The organism is Streptomyces rubrogriseus, from assembly GCF_027947575.1.
Classification (GTDB): Bacteria; Actinomycetota; Actinomycetes; order Streptomycetales; family Streptomycetaceae; genus Streptomyces; species Streptomyces rubrogriseus.
The window spans coordinates 142,655-167,203 of record NZ_CP116256.1; the positions used below are offsets into that span (position 1 = coordinate 142,655).

At 76.0% G+C, this 24,549-nt stretch carries 27 protein-coding genes and 1 pseudogene; 15 read left to right on the plus strand and 13 right to left on the minus strand.

Annotated elements, in window-relative coordinates; genetic code table 11:
* Window positions 1–15: 15 nt before the first annotated feature.
* From Sru02f_RS00635 to Sru02f_RS00645, 3 genes are read right to left on the minus strand one after another with little or no spacing between them, the layout of a single operon-like run.
* Window positions 16–2,568 (minus strand): FtsX-like permease family protein, encoded by a 2,553-nt coding sequence (locus tag Sru02f_RS00635; protein ID WP_373103348.1) that lies wholly within the window; start codon window positions 2,566–2,568, stop codon window positions 16–18.
* Window positions 2,569–2,570: 2 nt separating this feature from the next.
* Complete coding sequence (locus Sru02f_RS00640) at window positions 2,571–3,329, minus strand: ABC transporter ATP-binding protein (RefSeq protein ID WP_109029265.1); 759 nt, start codon at window positions 3,327–3,329, stop codon at window positions 2,571–2,573.
* Window positions 3,326–3,631, minus strand: a complete 306-nt coding sequence (locus tag Sru02f_RS00645) for a hypothetical protein (RefSeq protein WP_109029266.1) — start codon at window positions 3,629–3,631, stop codon at window positions 3,326–3,328. The genes Sru02f_RS00640 and Sru02f_RS00645 overlap by 4 nt, the downstream gene beginning before the upstream one ends.
* A gap of 201 nt (window positions 3,632–3,832) precedes the next feature.
* On the opposite strand from Sru02f_RS00645, the gene Sru02f_RS00650 reads away from it, so the two are divergent.
* The 3 genes from Sru02f_RS00650 to Sru02f_RS00660 all read left to right on the plus strand — a co-directional run bounded on the left by Sru02f_RS00650 (window position 3,833) and on the right by Sru02f_RS00660 (window position 6,356).
* The gene (locus Sru02f_RS00650; protein WP_109029267.1) at window positions 3,833–5,083 is read left to right on the plus strand and encodes a sensor histidine kinase; all 1,251 of its coding nucleotides are present in this window, start codon (window positions 3,833–3,835) and stop codon (window positions 5,081–5,083) included.
* 151 nt (window positions 5,084–5,234) lie between these two features.
* The gene (locus tag Sru02f_RS00655; RefSeq protein ID WP_167469279.1) at window positions 5,235–5,891 is read left to right on the plus strand and encodes a hypothetical protein; all 657 of its coding nucleotides are present in this window, start codon (window positions 5,235–5,237) and stop codon (window positions 5,889–5,891) included.
* A 261-nt stretch (window positions 5,892–6,152) separates the two neighbouring features.
* Complete coding sequence (locus tag Sru02f_RS00660) at window positions 6,153–6,356, plus strand: cold-shock protein (protein ID WP_003975194.1); 204 nt, start codon at window positions 6,153–6,155, stop codon at window positions 6,354–6,356.
* A gap of 84 nt (window positions 6,357–6,440) precedes the next feature.
* Here the strand turns inward: Sru02f_RS00660 and Sru02f_RS00665 are convergent, their stop codons facing one another.
* Window positions 6,441–7,793 (minus strand): glycosyltransferase family 39 protein, encoded by a 1,353-nt coding sequence (locus Sru02f_RS00665; protein ID WP_109029268.1) that lies wholly within the window; start codon window positions 7,791–7,793, stop codon window positions 6,441–6,443.
* A 113-nt stretch (window positions 7,794–7,906) separates the two neighbouring features.
* Between Sru02f_RS00665 and Sru02f_RS00670 the strand changes: the two genes are divergently transcribed.
* Window positions 7,907–9,145, plus strand: a complete 1,239-nt coding sequence (locus tag Sru02f_RS00670; protein ID WP_167469280.1) for a molybdopterin-dependent oxidoreductase — start codon at window positions 7,907–7,909, stop codon at window positions 9,143–9,145.
* Window positions 9,142–9,624 carry a hypothetical protein gene (locus Sru02f_RS00675; protein ID WP_373103349.1) on the plus strand — a complete coding sequence of 161 codons (483 nt, stop codon included), beginning with the start codon at window positions 9,142–9,144 and terminating at the stop codon, window positions 9,622–9,624. Before Sru02f_RS00670 ends, Sru02f_RS00675 begins: the two co-directional genes overlap by 4 nt.
* Before the next feature lie 176 nt (window positions 9,625–9,800).
* Here the strand turns inward: Sru02f_RS00675 and Sru02f_RS00680 are convergent.
* From Sru02f_RS00680 to Sru02f_RS00690, 3 genes and pseudogenes are all read right to left on the minus strand, one after another.
* Window positions 9,801–10,115: pseudogene (locus tag Sru02f_RS00680) on the minus strand (class I SAM-dependent methyltransferase); the annotation flags it as partial.
* A 139-nt stretch (window positions 10,116–10,254) separates the two neighbouring features.
* A complete protein-coding gene (locus tag Sru02f_RS00685; protein WP_167469305.1) occupies window positions 10,255–10,887 on the minus strand; it encodes a TIGR04282 family arsenosugar biosynthesis glycosyltransferase in 633 nt (210 codons plus the stop codon).
* Window positions 10,888–10,892: 5 nt separating this feature from the next.
* A complete protein-coding gene (locus tag Sru02f_RS00690) occupies window positions 10,893–11,621 on the minus strand; it encodes a glycosyltransferase family 2 protein (RefSeq protein ID WP_109029273.1) in 729 nt (242 codons plus the stop codon).
* A 390-nt stretch (window positions 11,622–12,011) separates the two neighbouring features.
* Here Sru02f_RS00690 and Sru02f_RS00695 point away from each other — a divergent pair, with 390 nt between their 5' ends.
* The gene (locus Sru02f_RS00695; RefSeq protein ID WP_109029511.1) at window positions 12,012–12,692 is read left to right on the plus strand and encodes a response regulator transcription factor; all 681 of its coding nucleotides are present in this window, start codon (window positions 12,012–12,014) and stop codon (window positions 12,690–12,692) included.
* A gap of 2 nt (window positions 12,693–12,694) precedes the next feature.
* A complete protein-coding gene (locus Sru02f_RS00700) occupies window positions 12,695–13,807 on the plus strand; it encodes a sensor histidine kinase (protein ID WP_109029274.1) in 1,113 nt (370 codons plus the stop codon).
* Window positions 13,808–13,827: 20 nt separating this feature from the next.
* Here the strand turns inward: Sru02f_RS00700 and Sru02f_RS00705 are convergent, their stop codons facing one another.
* Entirely contained in the window at window positions 13,828–14,832 is a 1,005-nt protein-coding gene (locus tag Sru02f_RS00705; RefSeq protein ID WP_109029275.1) for an NAD-dependent epimerase/dehydratase family protein, read from the minus strand.
* Window positions 14,833–15,050: 218 nt separating this feature from the next.
* On the opposite strand from Sru02f_RS00705, the gene Sru02f_RS00710 reads away from it, so the two are divergent.
* The 5 genes from Sru02f_RS00710 to Sru02f_RS00730 are packed head-to-tail and all read left to right on the plus strand — an operon-like array spanning window position 15,051 to window position 17,521.
* Window positions 15,051–15,440, plus strand: a complete 390-nt coding sequence (locus Sru02f_RS00710; RefSeq protein ID WP_109029276.1) for an LPXTG cell wall anchor domain-containing protein — start codon at window positions 15,051–15,053, stop codon at window positions 15,438–15,440.
* Window positions 15,437–16,063 (plus strand): class F sortase, encoded by a 627-nt coding sequence (locus Sru02f_RS00715; RefSeq protein WP_373103352.1) that lies wholly within the window; start codon window positions 15,437–15,439, stop codon window positions 16,061–16,063. The genes Sru02f_RS00710 and Sru02f_RS00715 overlap by 4 nt, the downstream gene beginning before the upstream one ends.
* 51 nt (window positions 16,064–16,114) lie before the next feature.
* Window positions 16,115–16,606 carry an RNA polymerase sigma factor gene (locus Sru02f_RS00720; RefSeq protein WP_003975205.1) on the plus strand — a complete coding sequence of 164 codons (492 nt, stop codon included), beginning with the start codon at window positions 16,115–16,117 and terminating at the stop codon, window positions 16,604–16,606.
* Window positions 16,590–17,168, plus strand: a complete 579-nt coding sequence (locus tag Sru02f_RS00725) for a hypothetical protein (RefSeq protein ID WP_244941727.1) — start codon at window positions 16,590–16,592, stop codon at window positions 17,166–17,168. Before Sru02f_RS00720 ends, Sru02f_RS00725 begins: the two co-directional genes overlap by 17 nt.
* Window positions 17,168–17,521, plus strand: coding sequence for a DUF952 domain-containing protein (locus Sru02f_RS00730; protein ID WP_109029278.1), 354 nt, complete (start codon window positions 17,168–17,170; stop codon window positions 17,519–17,521). Before Sru02f_RS00725 ends, Sru02f_RS00730 begins: the two co-directional genes overlap by 1 nt.
* Window positions 17,522–17,528: 7 nt before the next feature.
* Here the strand turns inward: Sru02f_RS00730 and Sru02f_RS00735 are convergent, their stop codons facing one another.
* From Sru02f_RS00735 to Sru02f_RS00750, 4 genes are all read right to left on the minus strand, one after another.
* Entirely contained in the window at window positions 17,529–17,858 is a 330-nt protein-coding gene (locus Sru02f_RS00735) for an SCO5918 family protein (RefSeq protein ID WP_109029279.1), read from the minus strand.
* A gap of 87 nt (window positions 17,859–17,945) precedes the next feature.
* Complete coding sequence (locus Sru02f_RS00740) at window positions 17,946–19,532, minus strand: DEAD/DEAH box helicase (protein ID WP_373103355.1); 1,587 nt, start codon at window positions 19,530–19,532, stop codon at window positions 17,946–17,948.
* A 283-nt stretch (window positions 19,533–19,815) separates the two neighbouring features.
* A complete protein-coding gene (locus Sru02f_RS00745; protein ID WP_003975209.1) occupies window positions 19,816–20,019 on the minus strand; it encodes a cold-shock protein in 204 nt (67 codons plus the stop codon).
* Between the two features lie 283 nt (window positions 20,020–20,302).
* Window positions 20,303–21,160 carry an aldo/keto reductase gene (locus Sru02f_RS00750; protein ID WP_109029281.1) on the minus strand — a complete coding sequence of 286 codons (858 nt, stop codon included), beginning with the start codon at window positions 21,158–21,160 and terminating at the stop codon, window positions 20,303–20,305.
* Window positions 21,161–21,615: 455 nt separating this feature from the next.
* Between Sru02f_RS00750 and Sru02f_RS00755 the strand changes: the two genes are divergently transcribed.
* Window positions 21,616–22,278, plus strand: coding sequence for a DNA-binding response regulator (locus Sru02f_RS00755; protein WP_331478580.1), 663 nt, complete (start codon window positions 21,616–21,618; stop codon window positions 22,276–22,278).
* A 107-nt stretch (window positions 22,279–22,385) separates the two neighbouring features.
* Window positions 22,386–23,117 carry a hypothetical protein gene (locus tag Sru02f_RS00760; RefSeq protein WP_109029282.1) on the plus strand — a complete coding sequence of 244 codons (732 nt, stop codon included), beginning with the start codon at window positions 22,386–22,388 and terminating at the stop codon, window positions 23,115–23,117.
* An 88-nt stretch (window positions 23,118–23,205) separates the two neighbouring features.
* Here the strand turns inward: Sru02f_RS00760 and Sru02f_RS00765 are convergent, their stop codons facing one another.
* Window positions 23,206–23,790: a TerD family protein gene (locus Sru02f_RS00765; protein WP_003975213.1), complete on the minus strand. Its 585-nt coding sequence runs from the start codon at window positions 23,788–23,790 to the stop codon at window positions 23,206–23,208.
* Window positions 23,791–23,920: 130 nt separating this feature from the next.
* On the opposite strand from Sru02f_RS00765, the gene Sru02f_RS00770 reads away from it, so the two are divergent.
* The gene (locus Sru02f_RS00770; RefSeq protein ID WP_109029283.1) at window positions 23,921–24,541 is read left to right on the plus strand and encodes a VOC family protein; all 621 of its coding nucleotides are present in this window, start codon (window positions 23,921–23,923) and stop codon (window positions 24,539–24,541) included.
* The last annotated feature ends 8 nt before the right edge of the window (window positions 24,542–24,549 follow it).

Below are 24,549 nucleotides of genomic sequence, written 5' to 3' on the forward strand. Positions count from 1 at the left end.
CCCCCGGTCGCCGGGTCAGCCCGCCCGCAGCCCGTCCGCCGGAGGTGTGCGCAGGGCGTGGCGGGTGGGTAGCTCGGTCGTGAGGTACGACGTCAGCGCCACCGTCGCCGCCACCGCCGGGAGCAGCCAGGCGGGGCCCGCCGGCCAGGGGTGGCCGAGGAGGCCCTGGCCGAGGAGGGCCAGGGGGACGGCGGACAGCAGGAGGCCGGAGACGAGGGCCGCGGCGGCGATCACCGTGGCCTCGCGGCGCATCATCGCGCGGATCTGCCGGGGCGTCGTGCCGACCAGGCGCAGCGCGGCGATCTCCGTGCGGCGCTGGGCGGTGGCGGCGACCAGCTTGTTGGCGATGCTCAGCAGCAGATAGCCGAGGAGCACCACGACCACCGCCAGGTTGATCCACACCTCGGGCGGCGCGTCCGCCCCCGTGGCGTCCGCGGCGGTGCCCGCGACGGCGAGGCCGGGTCGGTAGGCGGCCAGCGCGGCCAGGTCCGTCCCGGCCCGCAACGTGCCGTCGGTGCGGACCAGGACCCGCTGGTCCAGGTCGGTCGTGGTGTGCCCGGCGGCCAGTTGCCGGGAGAGGACGACCGGGCCGAAGCCCAGCCCCCGGTCGTACACGGCGACGACCCGGGCCTCGACGCGCGCCCCGTCGCCGAGCACCAGGCGCACCCGCTTCCCGAGCCCGGCGTCCCGCGTGCGGGCGGCCTCGGCGCTGACGGCGACCGTCGCCCCGGTCAGCCGGTCCAGGCCGCCGTCCGTCACGCCGAGGTCGAGGACGTCCCGGGCGTCCGGTGTGAGGATCATCGCCGAGGCGGACTCGACCGCGGGCTCGCCCAGCTCCTCGTACTCCCACACCACCGTGGTCGTCCCGGCCGGCGCCGCGGCCCGTACGCCGGGCACGTCCCGCACGGCGGACAGGGTGCCGTCGGGCAGCCCGCCCAGCGCCGGTGCCGTCAGCTCGTACTGGGCGAGCGTGCCGGTGCGGGTGTCGTCGGAGGTGGCGGCCAGCACCGTGGTCTGGGTGAGCGTGTACGTCAGGACGAAGACGACGCCCATGGCCAGCGGGCTGACCACACCGGACAGCCGCAGCGCGTAGGCCCGTACGTTGGACAGCGCCAGCCACGTCGGCGCCGCCACCCCGGGCCGCAGCCGCCGTACGGCGGCCTCGCCCGCGCTCCTGACCAGCGCCGGGCCGCACATCGCCAGCCCGATCGCGGCGAGGATGCCCGCGATGGAGGTGACCGAGGCGCCGAGGACCGTCCGGGACAGCAGCGGCACCACCGAGAGAGCGCAGGCGCCGAGGATCAGCAGCAGGCCGGCCCCGGTCCGTGCCCGCGACGGGGTGCGCGGCTCGCTGCGCGACTCGGCGACCGCCTCGGTGGCCGGCATCCGCGAGGTGCGCCAGGCCGCGCACCGGGCGGAGAGCTGCACGGCCGCCGCGATCAGGAGCAGTGTGGCGAGGGCGGGCAACGGGCTGACGGTGAGGGGGAGTTCGGGTGGGAGTACGTCGCGGTCGGCCAGCAGCTCGCGGAAGTAGCCGGCCAGCAGGTAGCCGACCGTCACGCCCGGCACCAGGGCGAGGGCCGCGACGACCGTCGACTGCCCGGCGGCCAGCCGCCGGATCTGCCTCGGCGTCGCGCCGACCGCCCGCATCAGCGCCAGGTCGCGGCGCTGCCCGGCGATGGTCACGCCCAGCGCGCCCGCGACGACGAACCCGGTGATCAGCAGCACGATCCCGCCGAGCGAACCGGCGAGCAGGATCAGCAGCGAGCGCGCCGAACCCACGCCCGGCGCCACCGCCTCGCCCCGGTCCGCACCGGTGGTCACCCGGAGGTCCGTGCCCGCGACCTCCGCGCGGACGGCGTCGGCCACCCGCTCCCCGGCGCCGTCGGCGGCCAGCAGGCCGACCAGGTCCACGGTCCCCGCGCGCGGGCCTTCGCTCCCGGTGCCGCGCCCGGCCAGCGCGGCGGCCGTCCGGTCCGCGAACCAGACGCCGCCGCCCGCACCCGGGGCGTCGACCAGCGCCGAGATCCGGTAGGCGGCGGCGGGACGGCCGTTGGCCACGACCCGGACCCGGTCGCCCACCGCGAGGCCCGCCGCGTCGGCCGCCGCCGCGTCCACGGCGACCCCTTCGCCCCGGACGGCGCCCGCCCCTCGACCCGCGCGCCGAGCCAGCAGCCGGGTCGAGGACCAGCCGTGCCCCGCCGTCACCGGGTCCTGCGCGACGGGGACGGGCCGTCCGCGCCCGTCGAGGAGCGCCGCCGGGAAGCCGAGGTCGCCGACGGCCGCGGTGACGCCGGGCAGGGCGGCCAGCCGGTCGACGAGCCGGGCCGGGACGGTGGCCCGCTCGGGCAGTGCGATCGGCAGGTCCCCGCTCGGGTGGAACTCCTGGTCGGCGGCGACCACGACGTCCGCGCCGCCGAGCCGCCCGGGCGGCAGCTGCGAACGCAGCCCGGACTCGGCGAGCACGCCGGTGGTGGTGAGCAGGGCCGCGCCGCCGAGGACCGCGCACGCCACGGCGAGCAGGGCGGTGATCCGGTGCGCGGCCATCCGCAGGGCGAGGTGCAGCATGCCTACCGCTCTCCCAACGCGACGAGACGCTCGGCCAGTTGCGGGGCCGTCGGCCGCTCCAGGGCCTCGACCACCCGGCCGTCGGCCATCACCAGCGCCCGGTGCGCGCGGGCCGCGGCGGCCGGGTCGTGGGTGACCATGACCACCGTCTGACCCAGGTCGTCGACGAGGGCGCGCAGCAGGCCGAGCACCTGGTGGGCGCTGCGCAGGTCCAGCGCGCCGGTCGGCTCGTCCGCGAAGACGACGGCGGGCTTCGCCGCCAGCGCCCGCACGACGGCGGCCCGTTGCTGCTGGCCGCCGGACAGCTCGGCGGGGCGGTGCGACAGCCGGTCGGCCAGCCCCACCCGCTCGGTCAGCGCGCGCAGCCAGTCGCCGTCCGGGCGCCGTCCCGCCAGGCGCAGCGGCAGCGTGATGTTGTCCTCGACGCTGAGCGAGGGGATGAGGTTGTACGCCTGGAAGACGAACCCGACGCGTTCGCGGCGCAGTTCGGTGCGCCGGGTCTCGTTCAGACCGGAGATCTCCCGCCCGTCGATGCGGACGCTGCCCGAGGTCGGGGAGTCCAGCCCGGCGGCGCAGTGCATCAGGGTGCTCTTGCCGGAGCCCGAGGGCCCCATCACCGCGAGGAACGTGCCGTGCTCCACGGTCAGCGACACCTCGTCGAGCGCGCGGACACCGCCCGGGTAGGTCCGGGCGACCCGGTCCAGGGCGATGGCGGGCGCCCGGCGCCCGGTGACGGTCGCGGCCGGGACGGCGGTGCTCATCGCCGCCCCCGCAGGCGGCGTACGACGAGGGTGCCGGCGGCGAGGACGGTGACCACGCCGCTGGCCAGGTGGAGCGGGGCGGCGGCACCGGTGAAGGAGAGGGCCATGTTGGCGACCGCGCTGAGCACCACGACGGCCCACAGCAGCGCGCGCACGACGTCCCCGCGGGAGACGGCGTCCGGACCGTCGCCGGGGCCGGGGCCGGGGCCGGGGCCGGGGGTGGGGCCGGGGCCGGGGGTGGGAGTGGGGGCGGCCTGGGGTGGGCCCAGGCGGTAGGGGTCCTGGTGGTCCTGGTGCGTCATGGCTGCGGCCTCCGTCGGCGTCGCTCTCGGTCGCCTCCGACGCTAGGGAGCGAGACCCCCCGCGGCCGATCCCGTGGGCCGCCCGGTCCGGGGTACAGCAGGCTGTACTTTCCGGCTCCGCACCCGCCGAGGGCCCGTCCGGCGGCATAGGGTCGGGCACGCCACGCCGCAGGTGCGTACGGCCCGGAGGGAGGCAGACGGATGACGGTCCCGGTCGCGTCCGTGCGGGAGACCGCCGTACGGACCCTGCGCGCCGCCCGTGCCGCGACGGGGCAGCTCGTCGGCGGGCTCGGTACGGCGTTCCAGGCACTGGGCGTGCTGGTGCTGCTGGCGGTGGCCGCCGTGACCGCGCCGGCCGGCCTGGGGCTGCTGCTCGCCCCCGGCGCACTGCGCGCCCTGCACGCCCTCGCCCGCCGGGAACGCGAACGCCTGTCCGGCCGGGGCATCGAGATCGTCCCGCCCGATCCGCCGCCCACCCGGCTGCGGCTCGCCCTGGCCGACCCCACCACCCGGCGCGAGTTGGGCTGGCTGGTCCGGCACGCCACCCTGGGGTTGCTGCTGGGCCTGCTCGGCCTGCTGCTGCCGCTGTGCGCCGTCCGGGACACCACCTTCCCGCTGTGGTGGCGGCTGAGCCCCGGGGAGGCGACGACCACGTCCATCGGCATCGGCACCGCCCACGGCTGGCCGGACGCGCTCGCGGCGACGCTGCTGGGTGTCGGCTGGACCGCGATCGTGCTGGGCCTCGGCCCGGGCATGGCACGCCTCCAGGCCGCCCCGGCCCGGCGCCTGCTGGTGGCCGGCCCGGGCACGGACCTGTCCCTGCGGGTGGCCGAACTGACCGCGACCCGGGCCGCGGCCCTGGACGCGCACGCCACCGAGCTGCGCCGGATCGAACGGTCCCTGCACGACGGCGCGCAGAACCGGCTGGTGTCGGTGACGGTGCTGCTGGGCGCGGCGCGCCGGATGGCGGCGCGGGACCCGGCGGGCGCCGACGAACTGCTGGAGCGGGCGCAGTCCGCCGCCGAGCAGGCCCTGGCGGAGCTGCGCCAGGTGGCGCGGGGCATCCTGCCGCCGGTGCTGGCCGACCGCGGCCTCGCGGGCGCGCTGTCGGGCCTCGCGGCGGACTGCGGGGTGCCGTGCCGCGTCGAGGCCGACGTGCCCGAGCGGTGCGCGGCGTCGGTCGAGGCGACGGCGTACTTCGTGGTGGCCGAGGCGCTCACCAACATCGCGAAGCACAGCGGCGCCGCCCGCGCCTCGGTCACGGCCCGGGCCCGTGGGGGCCGGCTGCGCCTGCTGGTCGAGGACGACGGCCGGGGCGGCGCCGACGAGGACGGCGGCTCGGGTCTGACCGGCATCCGCCGCCGCGTCGCGGCACTGGACGGCACCCTCCGGCTGACCAGCCCGCCCGGCGGCCCCACCGTCCTGGACGTGGACCTGCCCTGCGGGCGGTGACCCACCGGGGACGCGCCGGGACGGGGCCCGGGGCCGGAGGTACCGTGGAGGAACCGGGGGAACGCCGCGCACCGGCCCCGACACCGGTGCCGCTCCCGGCGATCGACGACACCGGGCCGGACCCGCCCGAGCCCGGGGCAGGAATCGCCTCATGACGGTGCACGTGCCGGTGCGGCCGGCGACCACAGAGCCTCACGGACGCCCCGCCGGCACCCGTCGGCCGGGCCCGGCACAGCGCTCCTCGCCGCAGGCCGGGGAGCGGCTGCGGCCGCTGACCAGGCGTCAGATCGAGGACCGGTTCGCCGAGCTGGGCAACCTGTACGCGCAGACCTCCGGCGGCGGGCCCCGGGCGTGGAACGCGGCCCGCGGCGCCTTCCTGCGCCGGCTGGCCGCCGACGTACGGCGTCCGGGCTTCGGCCTGCTGATAGCGGAGACCACCGTCCTGACCGGCTGCGCCTACGGCTACCCCGTGCCCGGCGGCGACCCGCCCGGCGCGCGTGGCCCGGAGCGGTACCTGACCGGGAGCGTGCTGCCCGTCGCCGCGTCGGGCCGACTCTTCCTGGTCTCCGGGATCGTGGTCCCGGCCCGGGTGCGCCGGGAGCACCACGACCGGGCCTGGAACCTCGCCCGCCGCCTCCAGGCCCGCCTGCTCGCCGAACACGACGCCGCCCTCGGCGTCACGCTGGTGGACCGCGCCGACGGCGCGACCGTACGGGCGCTGCGCTCCTGGGGCTGGCGCTACGCGGAGGGCGACACCCTCCAGTCGTCCGTACTCGGCCCGTACGGCGTCCTGGTCCTCGGGCCCTGAGCGATACCGACACCGCCGTGAGTGGAAATCCGACCCCCGTTGAAACATATATTCGCTCAGGATGGGAATACATTCCGCCGCGAAAGCAACCGGTCTCTGTCGGCGATTTCTTACCGGGTTGTCGATGCATTTCGTGCTAGGCTGGACATCAGTTGCAGTTGTGGTTGCCATTTGTGTTACCGGGTTTCCGGGCAGGTGATCATCGCGGCGATGGGGGGCTCGCACAGTGCGGGCCTTCAACACTGCCTAGGAGAAAAAAGCATGGCTTCCGGTACCGTGAAGTGGTTCAACGCCGAAAAGGGCTTCGGTTTCATCGCGCAGGACGGCGGCGGCGCCGACGTCTTCGCCCACTACTCGAACATCGCCACCCAGGGCTTCCGCGAGCTCCAGGAGGGCCAGCGGGTGAACTTCGACGTCACGCAGGGCCAGAAGGGCCCGCAGGCGGAGAACATCGTTCCCGCGTAACACCACGCGTGCAGTACGTCGCGCGGTAGTCGCGCAGTACGTGTCGAGGGCCCGCACCGCACGGTGCGGGCCCTTCGCGTGTCTTCACCAGCCGGTCGCCACCAGGTGGTTCACGAGCAGCGCCAGTACCGCCTGCGCCGTCAGCCATCCGCGCGGCCGGTTGAGGAACGCGCAGGCCGCGAGGAGCCACAGGGCGAAGGGGAGCCAGATGCGCTCCGTCTCCGCCTTGCTCATGCCGGACAGGTCGGCGGCCAGCAGGGCGAGCAGTCCGGCGGCCACGAGGAACGCCAGACGGACCTCCCCGGCCCGCGCCCCGTCCGCCCGCTCGCCCCCGGCCCGGCGCCGGACCAGTACGCCCCCGGCCCGCCGCAGTCCCGCCACCGTCGCCAGGCCGGTGATGAGCACCGTGCAGGCGAGGTTGGCCCACACCCAGTACCCGTAGGGGCGGACACCGGCCGCGCCCTCGTAGTAGCGGGTGACCAGCAGGCGGTACGCCTCCCACCAGTCGAACCCGGCCGCCGTGAACGCCACCGGCACCACGGCCGCCCCCGCCAGGAGCGCCGCGAGCAGCACCGGGCGCTCCCGCACCCCGCGCCGGCCGAGCACGAGCACCGCCGCCGCGATCACCGCGAACAGCGTCAGACCGTACGAGAGGTAGCAGGTCAGCCCGAACAGCAGTCCCGAGCCGGCCGCCCACCCCGGTGAGCGCCGGGTGACCGCGAGGGCGAGCAGCGCCACCGCCCACGCGGCGACCGCCGCGAAGTAGCCGTCGGCGGACGTGCCCATCCACACCGCGGCCGGTGCCAGGGCCAGGAAGGGCGCCGCCCGCCGGGCGAGCCGCTCGCCGGTCAGGGCCCGCACCGTGACCAGCACCGCCACGCAGGCCGTCGCGCCCACGGTGATGGTCAGGGCCCCGGCCCAGCCCCCGCCGTCGAGCCCGATCCGGTCCAGCAGCACGTAGGTCAGCGTGGCCCCGGGCGGGTGACCGGCGACGTGGGCGGGCCAGTTGTCGGGGGAGTGGAGCAGGATGTGGCCGTTGAAGTCACGCAGGGTCGCCGGGACGTCGTGCCAGCGGTCGACGACCGAGAGGTACTCCTGGCTCGTGGTGAGCCGTCCGGCGATGCCGCGGTCCCATCCGTCGATCAGGGCCAGCGACCAGGTCCACGCCAGCGCCGTCCCCCAGGCCGCCGGGAGCAGCGCGCGCCACGGCAGCCGGGCGGCGACGGCCGGGCCGTACGCCACCACCCCAGCAGCCACCAGGACCGCCGCCGGGGTGCCGGGGCCCAGGTGCGGGTCCCAGCGGCCCAGCAGGGGCGGCCAGCCGACGATCAGGTCGTCATAGGTGTACACGTACCGGCCGACCAGGACGGCGGCCGTCACGAGGAGCGCGGCCGCCGCGGCGGCGTACAGGTCGGGGCAGGAGCGGGGGCGGGTCACACCGGCACCGTAGGACGGAAGATCGCGCGAGGGGCGGTGCGCACGGCGGACGTCAGCGTTTCGTCATGGGTCGCGGACCGTCCCGGGGGCCCCTCGCGGCCTACGGTCGGCACATGCGCGACCTCGCCCCACGGCTCCCCTCCTCGCCGGGTTTCTGGCGCAGCCCGCTGCGCGGGCCCTGGTTCACCTCGGTGCTCGGCCTCGTCCTGCTCGTCGGCATCACGGTGCTGTTCGTGACGGGTCTGGTGTCCTACGCCGCCTACAACCCCGGTCTGGACCCGGTCAACGACAAGACCCCGGACAAGGGGCTCCTCGGCTTCTACCTCTTCGCCTGGCCGACCGACCCGCCCTGGCTGTACCGGCTCACCCAGGGCGTGCACGTCACTCTCGGGCTGGTCCTGATCCCGGTGCTGCTGGCCAAGCTGTGGTCGGTGGTGCCGAGGCTGTTCACGCTGCCGCCGGTCCGTTCGCTCGCCCACGCGCTGGAGCGGATCTCGCTGCTGCTGCTGGTCGGGGGCGCGCTGTTCGAGTTCGTCACCGGGGTGCTCAACATCCAGCTGGAGTACCTGTTTCCCGGCTCCTTCTACCCGCTGCACTTCTACGGTGCCTGGGTCTTCTTCGCCGCGTTCGTCGCGCACGCCGTGCTGAAGACGCCGATCGCGCTGCGCAACCTGCGGGCGATGCGCGAGGAGCGCGACGACCTGGTCTCCCCGCGTCCGGCCGCGCCCACCGTCTCGCGGCGCGGGGCCCTGTGGTTCGTCGGGGGCGGCTCGCTGCTGATGTTCGCCACCAACGCGGGGCGCAGCTTCGACGGGCCGCTGCGGGCCACCGCCGTGCTCTCCCCGCACGGCGGGCCCGAACCGGGCGGCGGTCCGAACGGGTTCCAGATCAACAAGACGGCCGCCCACGTGGGCATCGACCCGGCCGAGACGGGCGAGGACACCTGGCGGCTCGTCGTCACCGGGCGCTCGGGGACCGTCCGGCTCAGCCGGGCCGAACTGCTCGCCATGGAGCAGCACAGCGCGGCCCTGCCCATCGCCTGCGTCGAGGGCTGGTCGACGTCCGACCAGTGGTGGCGCGGCGTACGGCTGCGGGACCTCGCCGCCCGCGTGGGCCACGAGGACGACCCGCCGGACGTGTTCGTCGAGTCCCTCCAGCGGCGCGGCGCCTTCCGCAGCGGCGCCCTGCGCGCCAACCAGGTGGCCGACCCGCGCTCCCTGCTCGCCCTGTACGTCAACGGCGAGGAACTGAGCCCGGACCACGGCCACCCGGCCCGGATCATCGTGCCCGCCGCGCCCGGCGTGCTGAACACCAAGTGGGTGGCCCGGATGACGTTCGGAGACCTGGGATGAACCTCCTGCGCAGGCCGTCACGGCCGGGCCCGCCGCTCGGCAGCCCCCTCCAGATCCTCCTGCTGGCCTGCTCCTTCGCGCTCGCGGGCTACGCGGGCGTGCGGCTGCTGGCCGGCGACTGGCCCGGCGTGGTCCTCTGGTTCGTGGGCGCGGCGCTCCTGCACGACCTGGTGCTGCTGCCGCTGTACGCGGGGCTGGACCGGGCTCTCACGGGCGGTCTCGACGCGGCCCGCCACCGTGAGTGGACGTCGTACGTCCGGTTCCCCGCGGCCTTTTCCGGGCTGCTCCTGCTCGTGTGGTTCCCGCTGATCGGCGGCCGGGTCGACGCGGGCTACGCGGGGGTCACCGGGCTGTCGGCGGAGGGCTTCCTCACCCGCTGGCTGCTGATCACGGCGGCGCTGTTCGGCGGCTCGGCGCTGCTGCTCGCCCTGCGGCTGCTGCGCAGCGCGACGAAGCGGCGCTCCCCCGAGGTCCACTGACCGGCGGGACGCCACTCGGCGTCGTGCGCATGCCGGAGCAGGGCGGGCGTGCCGACTCGCGCCCACGGGAACGGGTGGTCGCTCGCGCGGCCGGTGTCGCCGACGACCTGCACGTGGGCCCGCTCGTCGATGTCGGCCCCGGCCGTCTCGGCGATCAGCAGGCCGCCGGGCGCGAGCAGGGCGGCGACGCGGCCGAGCAGGGCGCGGGGGTCGCCGCCGATGCCGATGTTGCCGTCCATGAGGAGCACGGTGTCCCAGCGTCCCTCGCCGGGCAGCGGCTCGAACACCCAGCGCCGCAGTGACTGCCCGCCCAGCCCCACGGTGCGGGTCACGGCGGCCTCGCTGACGTCGATGCCGAGGGCGGTGCGGCCCCGGGCGGCGAGTTCGGCCACCAGCCGGCCGGGGCCGCAGCCCACGTCGAGCACGGCGCCCTCGCACCGGTCGAGGACGTCCAGGTCGACGGCGTCGGCCCGCGCACACCAGCGCTCCACCTCCAGCGGCAGCAGCCAGCCGTCGGTGCGGCGCAGGAACAGCGGCCCGTGGCCCGACCGCAGGGCGGCGGCATAGGGGTCGGAGGTCTCCCAGGCGGGGGCGGGGACGGCCTGCCGGGGGCCAGTCGCGCGGCGCCCTTCACCGGCTCGCCCGCCGCCGGTCGGCCACCGGTGCGCAGGCCGCCAGCCGGGCGGCGAACCGGCCGTCCGGGGCCAGGGCGGCGACGGCGCGGGCGTCGGCGGCGGTGTCGACGTCGCGCAGCGGCGGCAGGTCCCGTACCCGCAGTCCCGCCGCCACGAGCCGCTCGCGCTGCACGGCCCCGGTCACCGGCGTCGACATGGGTACGCCCCGCAGCAGCGCGGGTTCGGGCCGGGCCAGGCCCAGCGCCCAGAAACCGCCGTCCTCGGCCGGGCCGAAGTACGCGTCGCAGTCGTGGAAGTCCACGTCGAGGAGGCCGGGCGTCACCTGCGGGGTGTCCATCCCGATCAGCAGGGCCGGCCCCGTGCAGCCGGCGAACGCGTCCGCGAGGCGGGCGTCGAGACCGCCCGCGCACTGCGGTACGACGTCGAAGCCCGGCGGCAGCCAGGGGCCGGGGGCGCCGTCGAGCACCAGCACCCGGCGCCGCGCGGGCGTCGCGGCGACGACGGCCAGGGTGTCGGCGAGGGCCTCCTCGGCCAGCGCGGCCGCCTCGACGGGCGTGAAGGGCGGGGTGAGCCGGGTCTTGACCCGGCCGGGACGCGGCTCCTTGGCGATGACGAGGAGGGTGTTCACCATGCTCACCGTGAGTTCCCTTCGTGGGCCGCGTCACTCGGCACCGGCCGGCCGGGCGGCTCGGCCAGCACGCGGCGCATGTCCCGCACCGCGTGCCAGGTGCCGCGCCAGGTCCCGGTCACCTTCGAGGCGCCGGTGCGGGGCAGGTACGGGACGTCGTGCTCGGCGATCCGCCAGCCCGCGTCGGCGGCGCGGACGACCATCTGCAGCGGGTAGCCGCTGCGCCGGTCGGTCAGGCCGAGGCCGAGGAGCCGTTCGCGGCGGGCGGCGCGCAGCGGGCCGAGGTCGTGCAGCCGCAGGCCGGTGCGGCGGCGCAGCATCCGGGCCAGGGCGAGGTTGCCGGCGCGGGCGTGCACCGGCCACGCGCCCCTGGCCCGCGGTCGTCGGCGGCCGAGGACCAGGTCGGAGGTCCCGGCGCGGATCTCGCGGACGAAGGGCGTCAGCAGGCCCGGGTCGAGGGAGGCGTCGCAGTCGCAGAAGCAGACGACGTCGGCGGTCGCGGCGGTCAGTCCGGCGTGGCAGGCGGCGCCGAAACCGCGTCGCGGCTCGGTCACGACCGTGGCGCCGAGCGAGCGGGCGAGGTCCGCCGAGCCGTCGGTGGAGCCGTTGTCGACGACGAGCGCACGCCAGCCGGCCGGGATGCGGGCCAGGACCCAGGGGAGGGCTCCGGCCTCGTTCAGGCAGGGGAGTACGACGTCGACGTCCGGAGCGGGCGAGGTGGTCACGGCGTTCACCCTACGAACCGGAACCGGACGAATCGGGCTTCCACTCCTTACGAAACACGGACGTCGGGCACCCGGCCCCGCTCGGGAGGGACGCCGGCGGGACGACGGTGCGAGGCTGGCCGCATGCACCAGCAGCCCCACGGGCCCGCCCCGACGGACACGCCCCCGGACACGCCCCCGGACACGCCTCCGGTCGGGCCCCGGGACACGGCTCCGGTCGGGCCCCGGGACACGGCTCCGGTCGGGCCCCGGGACACGGCTCCGGTCGGGCCCCGGGACACGGCTCCGGTCGGGCCCCGGGACACGTCCCCGGACGGACTCCCGGACACGTCCCCGGACGGACTCCCGGACCGACCTCCGGGCGGCCCCCCGGACGGACCCCCGGCCGACCCGGCCCGGATCCTCGTCGTGGACGACGATCCCACCGTCGCCGAGGTCGTGGCCGGGTACCTCGACCGGGCCGGCTACCGCGTCGACCGGGCCGGTGACGGCCCGGACGCGCTCGCGCTGGCCGCCGGGCACCGTCCCGACCTGGTGGTGCTCGACCTGATGCTGCCCGGCATGGATGGACTGGAGGTGTGCCGGCGGCTGCGCGGCCGGGGGCCGGTGCCGGTCATCATGCTGACCGCCCGGGGCGACGAGGACGACCGCGTCCTCGGTCTGGAGGTCGGCGCCGACGACTACGTGACCAAGCCGTTCAGCCCGCGGGAGCTGGTGCTGCGGGTGGAGTCCGTCCTGCGCCGCACCCGGCCCGCCCCGGCGCCGCGCCCGCCGTCCGCGGCCGGCCTGACCGCCGACCCGACCGCCCGCAGGGCCACCAAGGACGGCGCCGAACTGGCCCTGACCCTGCGCGAGTTCGATCTGCTCGTCTTCTTCCTGCGGCATCCGGGGCGGGCGTTCGCCCGGGAGGAGCTGATGCGTGAGGTGTGGGGCTGGGACTTCGGGGACCTGTCCACCGTCACCGTCCACGTCCGGCGGCTGCGCGGCAAGGTCGAGGACGATCCGGCCCGGCCCCGGCTGATCCAGACGGTGTGGGGCGTGGGCTACCGCTTCGACCCCGCGGGCCGGGAGGCGGACTGACCGTGCACGCCACCCTCCTCATCGCCCTCTACGCCTTCGCGGGCGCCGCCGCCACCGGCCTGGTGGGGGCGGCCGTGCTGCGGCTGATCCGGCGTCGCTCGCTGACCGCGTCGCTCGCCGTGGTGGCCGCGGTCGCCGTCCTCGCGATGCTGGCGGGCACGCTGGCCGTCGCCTGGGCGATGTTCCTGTCCCCGCACGACCTGTCCGTCGTCACGACCGTCGTGGCGATGGCGGCCGTCGTCTCGCTGGCCACCGCGCTGCTGCTGGGCCGCTGGGTGGTCGCCCGCAGCCGCGAACTGACGGCCGCGGCACGGTCCTTCGGCGTCGACGGGGACTACGCCGCCCCCAGCACCCCGGCGACCGCCGAACTGGACGCGCTCAGCCGCGAACTGGCGGCCACCAGCGCCCGGCTCGCCGAGTCCCGCGAGCGCGAGCGCGCCCTGGAGACCTCCCGGCGCGAGCTGGTCGCCTGGATCTCGCACGACCTGCGCACCCCGCTGGCCGGGCTGCGCGCCATGTCCGAGGCGCTGGAGGACGGGGTCGCCGCCGACCCCGACCGCTACCTGCGGCAGATCCGCGCCGAGGTGGAACGCCTCAACGACATGGTCGGCGACCTCTTCGAACTCTCCCGCATCCACGCCGGCACGCTCGTCCTCGCCCCGGCCCGGATCTCGCTCTACGACCTGGTCGGCGACGCCCTGGCGGGCGCGGACCCGCTCGCGCGCCGGCACGGCGTACGGCTGGTCGGCGACGCGGTGGCGGCCGTACCGGTCGAGGTGGACGGCAAGGAGATGAGCCGGGTGCTGGGCAACCTGCTGGTCAACGCGATCCGCCGGACCCCGGCCGACGGCACGGTCGCGGTCGCCGCCGAGCGGTCCGCCGACGGCGTGGTGGTCTCCGTGACCGACGGCTGCGGCGGCATCCCCGAGGAGGACCTGCCGCGGGTCTTCGACACCGGCTGGCGCGGCACCCACGCCCGTACGCCCCCGGCCGGGGCGGGCCTGGGCCTCGCCATCGTCCGCGGCATCGTCGAGGCCCACCGGGGCCGGGCCACGGTCCGCAACATCCCCGGCGGCTGCCGCTTCGAGGTGACCCTGCCGCCGGCGGAGGCCTGAGCCCCGGGCCGGTCCCCGGGTCAGTCCCCGCGCAGCCCGTCCCGGGCGAACTCCCGCATGCCCGCCGCGAATCCGACCCGGGGCCGCCAGCCCAGGTCGGTCCGCAGGCGCGCGGAGTCGGCGGTGATGTGCCGGACGTCGCCGAGGCGGTACTCGCCGGTGACGACGGGCTCGGGCCCGCCGTGGGCGGCGGACAGGGCGACGGCCATCTCGCCCACGGTGTGCGGCTCACCGCTGCCGGTGTTGTAGGCGCTGAGGGCGCCCTCCGGCGGCCGGGCGGACTCCAGCGCGGCGACGTTCGCCGCGGCCACGTCCCGCACGTGCACGAAGTCCCGGCGCTGGCGGCCGTCCTCGAAGACCCGCGGCGCCTCGCCGCGGGCCAGCGCGGAGCGGAAGAAGGAGGCGACACCGGCGTACGGGGTGTCGCGGGGCATCCGGGGGCCGTACACGTTGTGGTAGCGCAGTGACACCGCCGTCGCGCCGGTCGTCCGGGCCCAGGCGGCGGCCAGGTGCTCCTGGGCCAGCTTGGTGGTGGCGTACACGTTGCGCGGGTCGGCCGGGGCGTCCTCGCCGACCAGGCCCGGGGCCAGGTCCGCGCCGCACCGGGGGCAGGTGGGTTCGAACCGGCCCGCGTCCAGGTCGGCGACGGCGCGCGGCCCCGGCCGCACCACGCCGTGCCGCGCGCACGTGTACCGGCCCTCCCCGTACACGACCATCGACCCGGCGAGCACCAGCCGCCGCACACCCGCCCCGGCCGCCGCGGCGAGCAGGACGGCGGTGCCCAGGTCGTTGCGGGAGACGTACTCCGCCGCGTCGGCGAACCCGTTGCCGAGGCCGACCATCGCCGCCTGGTGGCACACGGCGTCCACCCCGGCGAGTGCGCGCGCGAGGGCCGCCGGATCGCGCACGTCGGCGCCGGGGTCCTCGCGGACGTCGTAGCCCACGGGCTCGTGCCCGTGCTCCCGCAGGGCCTCGACGACATGGGACCCGATGAACCCGGCGCTGCCGGTGACCAGTACGCGCATGTCCGACACGCTAGGCCCGGCCGGGCGCCGGGCCGGGCGCGCCGGTCCGCACGTCACGGGTCCGTAAGAAGCGGGGCGGCCGCGGACCCGGGGTGACTTTGCCATTCCTTTACAACCCGGCGGGTCCCCGCCTCGTCTCTCCGTCCGACCCGCATCACCCCCACGCGGTGCGCCGGTGCCCACGCGCCGACGTGCCGACGACGAGAGAGAGCGACCCGATGCGCCGAACCATCCTCAGTGCCGTGGCCCTGGCCTGCACCGTCGTACTGGCGGGCACCGCACCCGCGTTCGCCGACGACCCCACGCCCGTTCCCTCCGCCCCCGCCGAGAGCGCCCCGAGCCCCGGCACCGGACCGGCCGAGGCGACCCCCGTGCCGTCCGTCAGCACCCCCGCCGCCGAGCCGACCGAGGCACCGGCCCCCGCGCCGGCCGACGGCCAGGTCTCCGTCGTACCGGAGGGCGCGGCCGACACCGGGGTGGCGGGGCCCTCGGACCCGGCCGGGACCGACGAGGGGCTGATCGGCGCGAGCGCCGGCGGGGTGCTCCTCGCGGGCGGCGCGGTCCTCTTCGTCGTACGCCGTCGACGGGCGGCGGCGACCGGCGCATGATCCCCCGCCCCGGCCGGGTCCTCGCGACCGCCGCGCTGGCCGCGCTGCTCGTGGGCTGCGGCGGCGGCCAGGGGGACGGCGGCACGGCACCCGACCGGCTGGCGCCCTCGACGGCCGCGGCACCGCCCGCGCGGGCCCCCGCCAAGTCGGTGCGGCCCCTGGCGCGTTCGGTGCCGGTGGGGCTGCGCATCCCCGCCATCGGGGTCGACACCCCGGTGATGGGTCTCGGACTGGCCGGGGACGGCACGGTGGAGGTCCCGCCCGTCACGGACGACGACCGCGCCGGCTGGTACCGGCACTCGCCGACGCCGGGCCAGGTGGGTCCCTCGGTCCTCCTGGGCCACGTCACGGTGGGCAGGTACGGCGACGGGGTCTTCCGGCACCTCGCGCGACTGCGCCGCGGCGAGCGGATCGAGGCCCGCCTGGAGAACGGCACCGCCGCCGAGTTCACGGTCACCGCCGTACGGACGGTGGCCAAGGCCGACTTCCCGACGGACGACGTCTACGGGGACGTGGCGGGGCCGGAGTTGCGGCTCATCACCTGCGGCGGTCCGCGCGACGGCGAGGAGTACCGGGACAACGTGATCGTCTTCGCCGAACTGAGCGCCACCAAGGGCCGCTAGGACAGGACCCGGTGCGCACCGCACCGCATACCCTCACGACCATGGAGAGCGTTGAAACGGTCCCGTGACAGGGCGGCGTCCGAGCTGTTCGCCGCCCTGTATCCGCGCCTCGCCGGCTGGTGCCGCCGGCTCGTCGACGACGACGAGACGGCCCACGAGATCGCCTCCGAGGCGTTCACCCGGCTCTGGGCCCGCTGGACGTCCGTGGAGGAGCCCCGCGGCTTCCTCTACGTCACCGCCGCCAACCTCGTCCGCGACCACTGGCGCAAGCTGGAGCGCGAGCGCCGGGCGGTGCGCCGGGTCACCGCGGAGGTCGCCGTGCGCCCGCACCCGGAACAGGCCGACCCCTCGGTGCGGCTGCTCGTACAGTCGCTGCCGGAGCGGCTGCGGGTGCCGATCCTGCTCCACTACTACGCCGACATGCCGATCCGGGAGGTGTCCGTGCTGACCGGACGCAAGGAGGGAACCGTCAAGGCCGACCTGCACGCGGCCCGCGAACTGCTCCGCGTCCATCTGAGGAGAAGCCTTGACCACACGCCTTGAGGACGAGATGGACGAGCCCGGTTCCGACCGCGACGATCCGCTGCTGGTCGTGCTGCGTCCGGGCGCCGACTTCCTGGGCCCGCCGCCGGGCCGCTACGAGGCGATCCGCCGGGCCGCGTCCCGGCGGCGCCTGCTGCGCGCCGCCGCCGGTGCCGCCGCGACCGCTGCCGCCGCCGCCCTGATCGCGCTGCCGCTGAACCTGGCGGCCCCCACCCCGCCCGCGCGCCCGGCGCCGCCCTTGGCCCCGGCCCCGGCCGCCCCCACGCCGGAGGCCACACCGAGCCCGGCGCCGCCGAGCGACTCCACCCGGGCGCCCGGTCCGGGCCCGGAACAGCCGACCGAGGAATCCGCGCCGACCGGCGCCACGCCGTCGCCCTCGGAGCCGTCGCCGTCGGGGCCGTCGACGGCGTCGTCCGAGCCGTCGGCCGAGCCGAGCGACCCGCCCGTCCGGCAGGCGCCGACGAACGCGCCCGGCACCGTGGTGCCCACGCCCTCGGCGCACGGCCCCGCGGAGCAGGGCGGCCCGGCCGTGACGGACGGCACGGCTGCTACAACGGGGTGATGATCTACCACGTGGTACCGCTCGCCGAGTGGAACGCCGACCCGGGCCGGCCGTACGCGCCCGACTCCCTCACGCGGGACGGGTTCGTCCACTGCTCGCCCGACGAGGAGACCACGCTCGCCGTCGTCAACGCCTTCTACCGCGGCGCGCCCCGGCCGCTGGTGGCCCTGCTCCTGGACGAGGAACGGCTCACCGCGAGGTGCGTGTGGGAGGCGGCCGAACCCGCCCCGCCGCCCGGGGTCGCCGGGGGCACCCTGTTCCCGCACGTGTTCGGCCCCCTCGACCGCGCGGCCGTCCAGCGCGTGCTGGAGGTCCGCTGGGACGACGGGGGCCGGGCGACGGGCCTGTTCTGATCCCGCCTCAGAGTTCCTGGGGGGTGCCGACGGTGCCGCCGAGCAGCGCGGACGCCGTCTCGACCGGCGTGGTGGCGGGCGCCGCCGGGGCGGGTTCGGCCCCGGGGGCGGGGTGGCAGGTGAAGCCGAGGCGGGCCATGGCCCGGGTCACCTCGCCGCCGCTGAAGTCGCGCCGGTCCTGCCGGGTGACGACCTCGCCCACCTGCTTGACGGGGTAGCGGCGACGGCCGATGGTCACGGACTCACCGGTGACGGGTTCGGGCGTGACGCCCTTCATCGAGTCCAGCACCCCGCTCTTGGTGAGGTCGAACGGGTACCGGGCGATGACACAGCGCATGATGCCTCCAACGAGCGGAATGGGGCGGGTGGGGTCAGGACCCGGATCCGGACCGCGTCCGGACCCGGGGCGGGTGTCCTAGGGGGGTCAGGCCGCCGAGCCGGCCGAACCGCCGGTGGACTGGCGGCGCGGCCTGCGGCGCGGGGACTCGCCGGTGGGCCGCCCCTGGGCGGCGGTACGGGGCTGGCCGGCGGTGCGGGGCTGTGCGGCGCCGGTACGGGCCTGGGCGCCGGTCCCCTGACCGCCGCTGCGGCCCTGCGCGGAACGGCTGCGGCGGCCGCGGGACGAGGACCTCGCGCCGGCCGCGGCGCGCCGGGGGCGCTCCACGACCGGTGCGGCGATGACGACGGGGACGCCCGACGGGGTCTGCGCACCGGTGATGCGCGCCAGCTCCGCCTCGCCCGAGCGGACCGGGGTGACCTGCGGGGTGATACCGGCCAGGGACATCAGCCGGGTCATCTCGCGCCGCTGGTCCGGCGTCACCAGGGTGACGACGCTGCCGGACTCGCCGGCCCGGGCCGTGCGGCCGCCCCGGTGCAGGTAGTCCTTGTGGTCGCCGGGCGGGTCCACGTTGACGACCAGGTCGAGGTTGTCGACGTGGATGCCGCGGGCCGCGACGTTGGTCGCCACCAGCGCAGTCACCTGCCCGTCCTTGAACTGGGCGAGGGTGCGGGTGCGCTGCGGCTGGGACTTTCCGCCGTGCAGGCCGGCGGCGCGCACCCCGCTCTTCAGCAGGTGCTTCACCAGCCGGTCCACCCGGTGCTTGGTGTCCAGGAACATGATGACCCGGCCGTCGCGCGCCGCGATCTCGATGGTCGCGCGCTGCTTGTCCTCGTCCTGCACGTGCAGCACGTGGTGCTCCATCGTGGTGACGGCACCGGCCGACGGGTCCACGGAGTGGACCACCGGGTCGGTCAGGTAGCGGCGGACCAGCTTGTCGACGTTGCGGTCCAGGGTGGCCGAGAACAGCATCCGCTGCCCGTCCGCCGCGACCTGGTCGAGCAGGGCGGTGACCTGCGGCATGAAGCCCATGTCGGTCATCTGGTCGGCCTCGTCCAGGACCGTGATCGTGACGTCGCCGAGGGCGCAGTCGCCGCGGTCGATGAGGTCCTTGAGCCGTCCGGGCGTCGCGACGACGACCTCCGCGCCGGAGCGCAGCGCCCCGGCCTGCCGGCCGATGGACATGCCGCCGACCACGGTGGCCGACCTGAGGCCCACGGCGCGGGCGTACGGGGTGAGCGCGTCGGTGACCTGCTGGGCCAGCTCACGGGTGGGGACGAGGACCAGGGCGAGCGGACGCCGCGGCTCGGCGCGCCTGCCCGCCGTGCGGGCCAGCAGGGCCAGGCCGAAGGCGAGCGTCTTGCCCGAACCGGTGCGGCCGCGGCCGAGCACGTCGCGTCCGGCCAGGGAGTTCGGCAGGGTCGCCGCCTGGATCGGGAACGGCTCGGTCACGCCCTGGTCGCCGAGCGCGGTCAGCATGCGGGCCGGCAGGTCGAGTTCGGCGAAGGTCTCGACGGCGGGCAGCGCCGGGGTGATGGTCTTGGGCAGGGCGAACTCGCCGCCCTGGGGCGCGGCGGCCGGGCGGCGGCCGGAGTTCTGGGGGCGGCCGGCCGAACGGGAGCGACGGGGGCCGTCGCCGGCGCGCCGGCGGTCGTTGGTGCGTGCGCGGTTCATGGGGAACCTTCCTTGATACGGCACGTATCAAGGGAGACCCGCAGCGGACGAGCGGCGCAGGGAATCGCAAGAACGAGCCGGACCGGTCGATTTCGGCGTGTTGGGCCGGGCGGACCGGGAGAATTGGTGAATGCGGGGGAACGCGGAGACGCGGGGAACGCGGGTGAGTCGAATGCGCGGGGGGAAATCCGTGGCCCCCGCGGGGCGGCGTGCGCCCGGAAACGCGGCGAGCTGGGGCCCGCACCCCTAGGTGCGGGCCCCAGCTGCGCGGTGTGCGTGAGCGTCAGGCCGGGGTGATGTTCTCGGCCGTCGGGCCCTTCTGGCCCTGCGCGATGTCGAAGGTCACCTTCTGACCCTCGAGCAGCTCGCGGAAGCCCTGCGCGTTGATGTTCGAGTAGTGGGCGAAGACGTCGGGGCCGCCGCCGTCCTGCTCGATGAAGCCGAAGCCCTTTTCGGCGTTGAACCACTTCACGGTGCCGGAAGCCATGTTTTCTCCTTCGGTACGGTGCTCGGAGTTCACCCTGTGTGCACTCCGGTCGCCGCGATGATCACCCCGTCGGAAAAAACCTTCAGGCAACCACAACTGCAACTTCGTCCGACAGTAGCACGCCGTGATCGGCCGGGTGCCGGCGATAATCTTGGGCCGATCGGCCGCCGGGGAATATTCCCGGGACGGCCGCCGGGTTCTCCCCGCCGACCTGGCGGGCGGCGCCGGTCCGTGGCGCGGAAGCCCCCGCACCGAGACAAAGGACACGTCCGTGCGGGCGGGGTCAGCGGAGGTCGGCGAGGTCCTCGGCGGTCAGGACGATCGACCCGGCGGCGGTGTTCTCCTCCAGGTGGGCCAAGGAGCCCGTGCCGGGGATGGCCAGGGTGACGGGCGAGGAGGCGAGCAGCCGGGCCAGGGCGATCTGCGGGACCGTGGCGCCGTGCCGGTCCGCGACCTCGGCGACGCGGCCCCCGCCGATGTCGGCCAGGCCGCCGCCCAGCGGGAAGTACGGCACGTAGGCGATGCCGGCCTGCTCGCAGCGGGCCAGCACCTCCGTGTCGTCGCGCCGGTCGGTGCCGAGATGGTTCTGGACGGCCGCGACGGGTGCGACCGCCCGCGCCTCGGCGAGGTGCCCGGCGTCCACGTGGCTGAGGCCCAGGTGCCGGATCAGGCCCTCCTCGCGCAGCGCGGCCAGCGCCTCGAAGCGGGCGGCGACGGACTCGCCGTGCGGCGGCGGCTCGATGCCGCCGATGCGGAGGTAGACCAGGTCGAGGCGGTCGACCCCGAGGCCCTCCAGGTTCTCCTCGACCAGCGCCCGCAGTGCGCCGGGATCGGTGGTCGCCTCCAGGCCGCCGTCCGGGGTGCGCAGCGGGCCGACCTTGGTGGCGATCACCAGGCCGTCCGGGTAGGGGTGCAGGGCTTCGCGGATCAGGTCGTTGGCGCGGACGGAGCCGTCGCCGCTGGTGTAGAAGGCGGCGGTGTCGATGTGGTCGACGCCGAGTTCCACGGCACGGCGCAGCACTGCGCGGCCCGTCTCCGGGTCGCGGGCCGGCCCGTGGAAGGTGTTGGTGGGCAGGCGCATGGCTCCGAAGCCGAGCCGCCCGATCGGAAGGTCGCCGCCGAGGCGGAAGTCGTTGCTCATGCCCTCACCCTGCGTGGCACGCCCCCCGCACCACGAGCCCCTGGCAGCTTGCTGCCAGCCCCCGCCCCGCGGCCCGGCCACCACACCGACGCGCCGGGGAGCAACGCGGGCCCGGTGGCCTCACGAAGCCGGTGGCCCCCACGGGTGCGGGGGTCGCCAGGCCGGCGGCTGCCGCCGTCGAGGGCGGCGCGGGCGCCGACGGCCACGGTGACGCCGGTGGTTGCGAGGGCGCTGGTGGTTGCGAGGGCGCCGGTGGTCGCCCTGGCGCCGGGGGAGCATCGCGAAGCCGGTGACTTCCACGCAGCGGGTGGTGCGCACGGGGCGGTGGCCGCCATGGCCGCGGGGGCCGTCGTCGAGGGCCGCCGGGGCGCCGACGGCGGCGCCGTGGGTCCGCGCGGGTGCGGCACTCACCGGGACCCCGGCCGGTGGTGAGGCGCGGGCGGCACAATGGCCGTATGGCCCCGATGGCAGAGAGCATGACGGTGCACGGTGATACGGAGTTGCTGGCCCGTGCCGGGCATCTCTTCTCCTCGGTCCGGGAGGAGTTCGTCTGCGCCGCCCGCGACCTCGACACCTGGCCCCGCCCCGCCGCCCGGCAGGTCGCCCGGGCGCGGGTGCGGGACAGTGGTGCCGCGCACGTCCGCAAGCTGCTCAGCCCGGCCGCGCTGGCCGACGAGGGCGGCCGGGCGCACCTGGGCGAGCTGGCGGCCCGAGGTGCCCGGGTGCGGATCGCCGCCGGTGCCCTGCCGCACGAGACGATCATCATCGACCGGCGCTGGGCGATCCTCGCCGGTGCGGACGCGCCCGGCGGCCGCGCGTACACCGTGACCGGTGCGCCCACCCTGGTCGGCGGCGTGCACGCCCTGTTCGAGGCCGCCTGGGAGGCGGCCACCGACCTCGCGTCCTTCCTGCGGGGCGACCGGCCGCACCTCGACGCCGGGAGCCGGACGGTGCTGCGGGCACTGGGCTCCGGCGCCACGGACGAGGCCGCCGCACGGGAGCTGGGCATGTCGCTGCGCACCTACCGGCGCCGGGTCGCCGCGCTGCTCGACGCCCTCGACGCCGGGTCGCGGTTCCAGGCGGGCGTGCGCGCGGGCGAACTCGGCCTGAGCGGCTGACGGGTCGAGCGGCTGAGCGGCTGAACGGCCGGGGGGAACGGTTCGGTGCCGCGCTGCGTCGTCCCCTTCCAGGGCACGGCGGGCGTGCCCCGGGGAGGGGCGGCGCAGTGGGTACGGACGGGTTCGCCAAGTGGACACGGCGGTTCGAGGACGAGCGGGAGCGCAGGGCGGCGCAGGGCGACCCGGACTGGGAGCGGGGCGCCGTACTGCACCGTGCGGTGTGGGCGGGCATCCAGCGTTTCCAGGTCGGCGAGGACGGCGACGGCGCGAACCTCGTCGCCAAGGCCGAGGAGGCGGGCGACGCCGACTACGCGCGGGCGGTGCGGCTCTTCGTCGCCGAGGAGCAGAACCACGCCCGGCTGCTCGCCCGGCTGCTGGCCGCCGGGGGGAGGCCGACGCTGAGCGGCCACTGGAGCGACACCGTCTTCGTACGGCTGCGGCGGCTGCTGGGCCTGCGCACCGAACTGCTGGTGCTGATGATCGCCGAGGTCGTGGCGCTGCGCTACTACCGGGCCCTGCGGGACGGCACCGACGACGCGCTGACCTCGGAGGTGGCGGGCCGGATCCTGGCCGACGAGCGGCGCCACGTGCCCTTCCACTGCGAGCGGCTGCACCACTCGCTGGCCGAACTCCCCGCGGTGACGCGCCGCCCCGTGATGGCCCTGTGGCGGCTGCTCCTGCTCGCCGCCACCGTGGTCGTCGCCGCCGACCACGGCGCGGGGCTGCGCCGGCTCGGCGTCGGCCGGCGCCGGTTCGCGGCCGACGTCATGGCCTCCGCCTCCGAGGTGGCCGGGGCGGTCCTGACGCCCCGGCCGGACGCCTGGTCCGGCGGCGCGTGAGGGACCGGCGCCGGCTGCCGGGCGCCCGCTGCCGGGCCGTAGCGCCGCCGTCGGGCCGTAGCGCCGCCGTTCGGGCCGTAGCGCCGTACTACTTGCTGACGGCGAAGCGCATCAGGGCGTGCTCGTCGCCCTGCTTGATCTTGCCCGTCTCGTTGACGACCTCCAGCTTCCAGGTGCCGCCGACCCGCACCGCCTTGGCCACGGCGCAGCCGTTGTCCTGGCTGAGCAGGCTGGGCCAGATGTCGGCGACCTGCTCCGAGCTGCCCCCGGTCGCGTCGTAGACCTTGAAGCTGATGTTGCGCGCCTTCTGGAAGGAGCTGCCCTTCTTGTACGCGGCGGCGACGAACACGATCGAGGTGATGGCGCTCGGGAGCCGCGCGAACTCGACGGTCACCGTCTCGTCGTCACCGTCGCCGTGACCGGTCTGGTTGTCGCCGCTGTGCAGCAGCGAGCCGTTGCCCATCGGGTCGAGCGAGTCGAGCCCGGCGAGGCGCACCGGGTCGCCGCCCTGCATCGCGACGGCGATCAGGTCGAGGTCGGTGCCGGTCTTGCGCCGCAGCTTGCCGAGCACACCGCCGCTGCTGCCGGCGGTGGGGTCCCAGGAGACGCCGATGGACAGGTGGGTCACTCCGTCCAGGTCCGCGGGGCCGCCTTCCTTGGTGAGCGTGATCATGTGTACGTCATCCTCCGTGGTCGTGCCTGTGCCGAAGAGTCTGCCTGGCGCCGGAACGTTCCGGCAGGGCGGGGGAGCCGGTCAGTTTTCGAGAAGCACCGCGGACCCGCCCGCCCATAACGTCTAGGACATGAACTCCATCGACTCCGTCACCCTCGAGGTGGCCGACACCGAGGCCGCCGCCCGCTTCTACGCCGACGCCTTCGGGCTCGACGGATCACGGGTGCGGCTCCGCGCCTCGGACGACCCGACGAGCGGGTTCCGCGGCTTCACCCTGTCCCTCGTCGTCGCCCAGCCCGGCAACGTCGACGCCCTGTTCACCGCCGCCGTCGACGCCGGCGCCACCGTCCTCAAGCCCGCCGCGAAGTCGCTGTGGGGCTACGGCGGCGTCGTGCAGGCACCGGACGGCACGGTCTGGCAGATCGCGACCTCGGCGAAGAAGGACACCGCCCCGGTCACCCGCGACGTGGACGAGATCGTGCTGCTCCTGGGCGTCGAGGACGTCAAGGCCACCAAGCGGTTCTACGTCGAGCAGGGCCTCACCGTGGGCAAGAGCTTCGGCGGGAAGTACGTCGAGTTCGCCACCGGCCCGGACACCGTCAAGCTCTCCCTCTACAAGCGCCGGGCCCTCGCCAAGGTCGCGGGGGTGTCCGCCGAGGGCACCGGTTCGCACCGTCTCGTCGTCTCCGGCGGCACCCGCCCGTTCGCCGACCCCGACGGCTTCGCCTGGCAGCCGGAGCCCAGCCACTGATGGGTTAG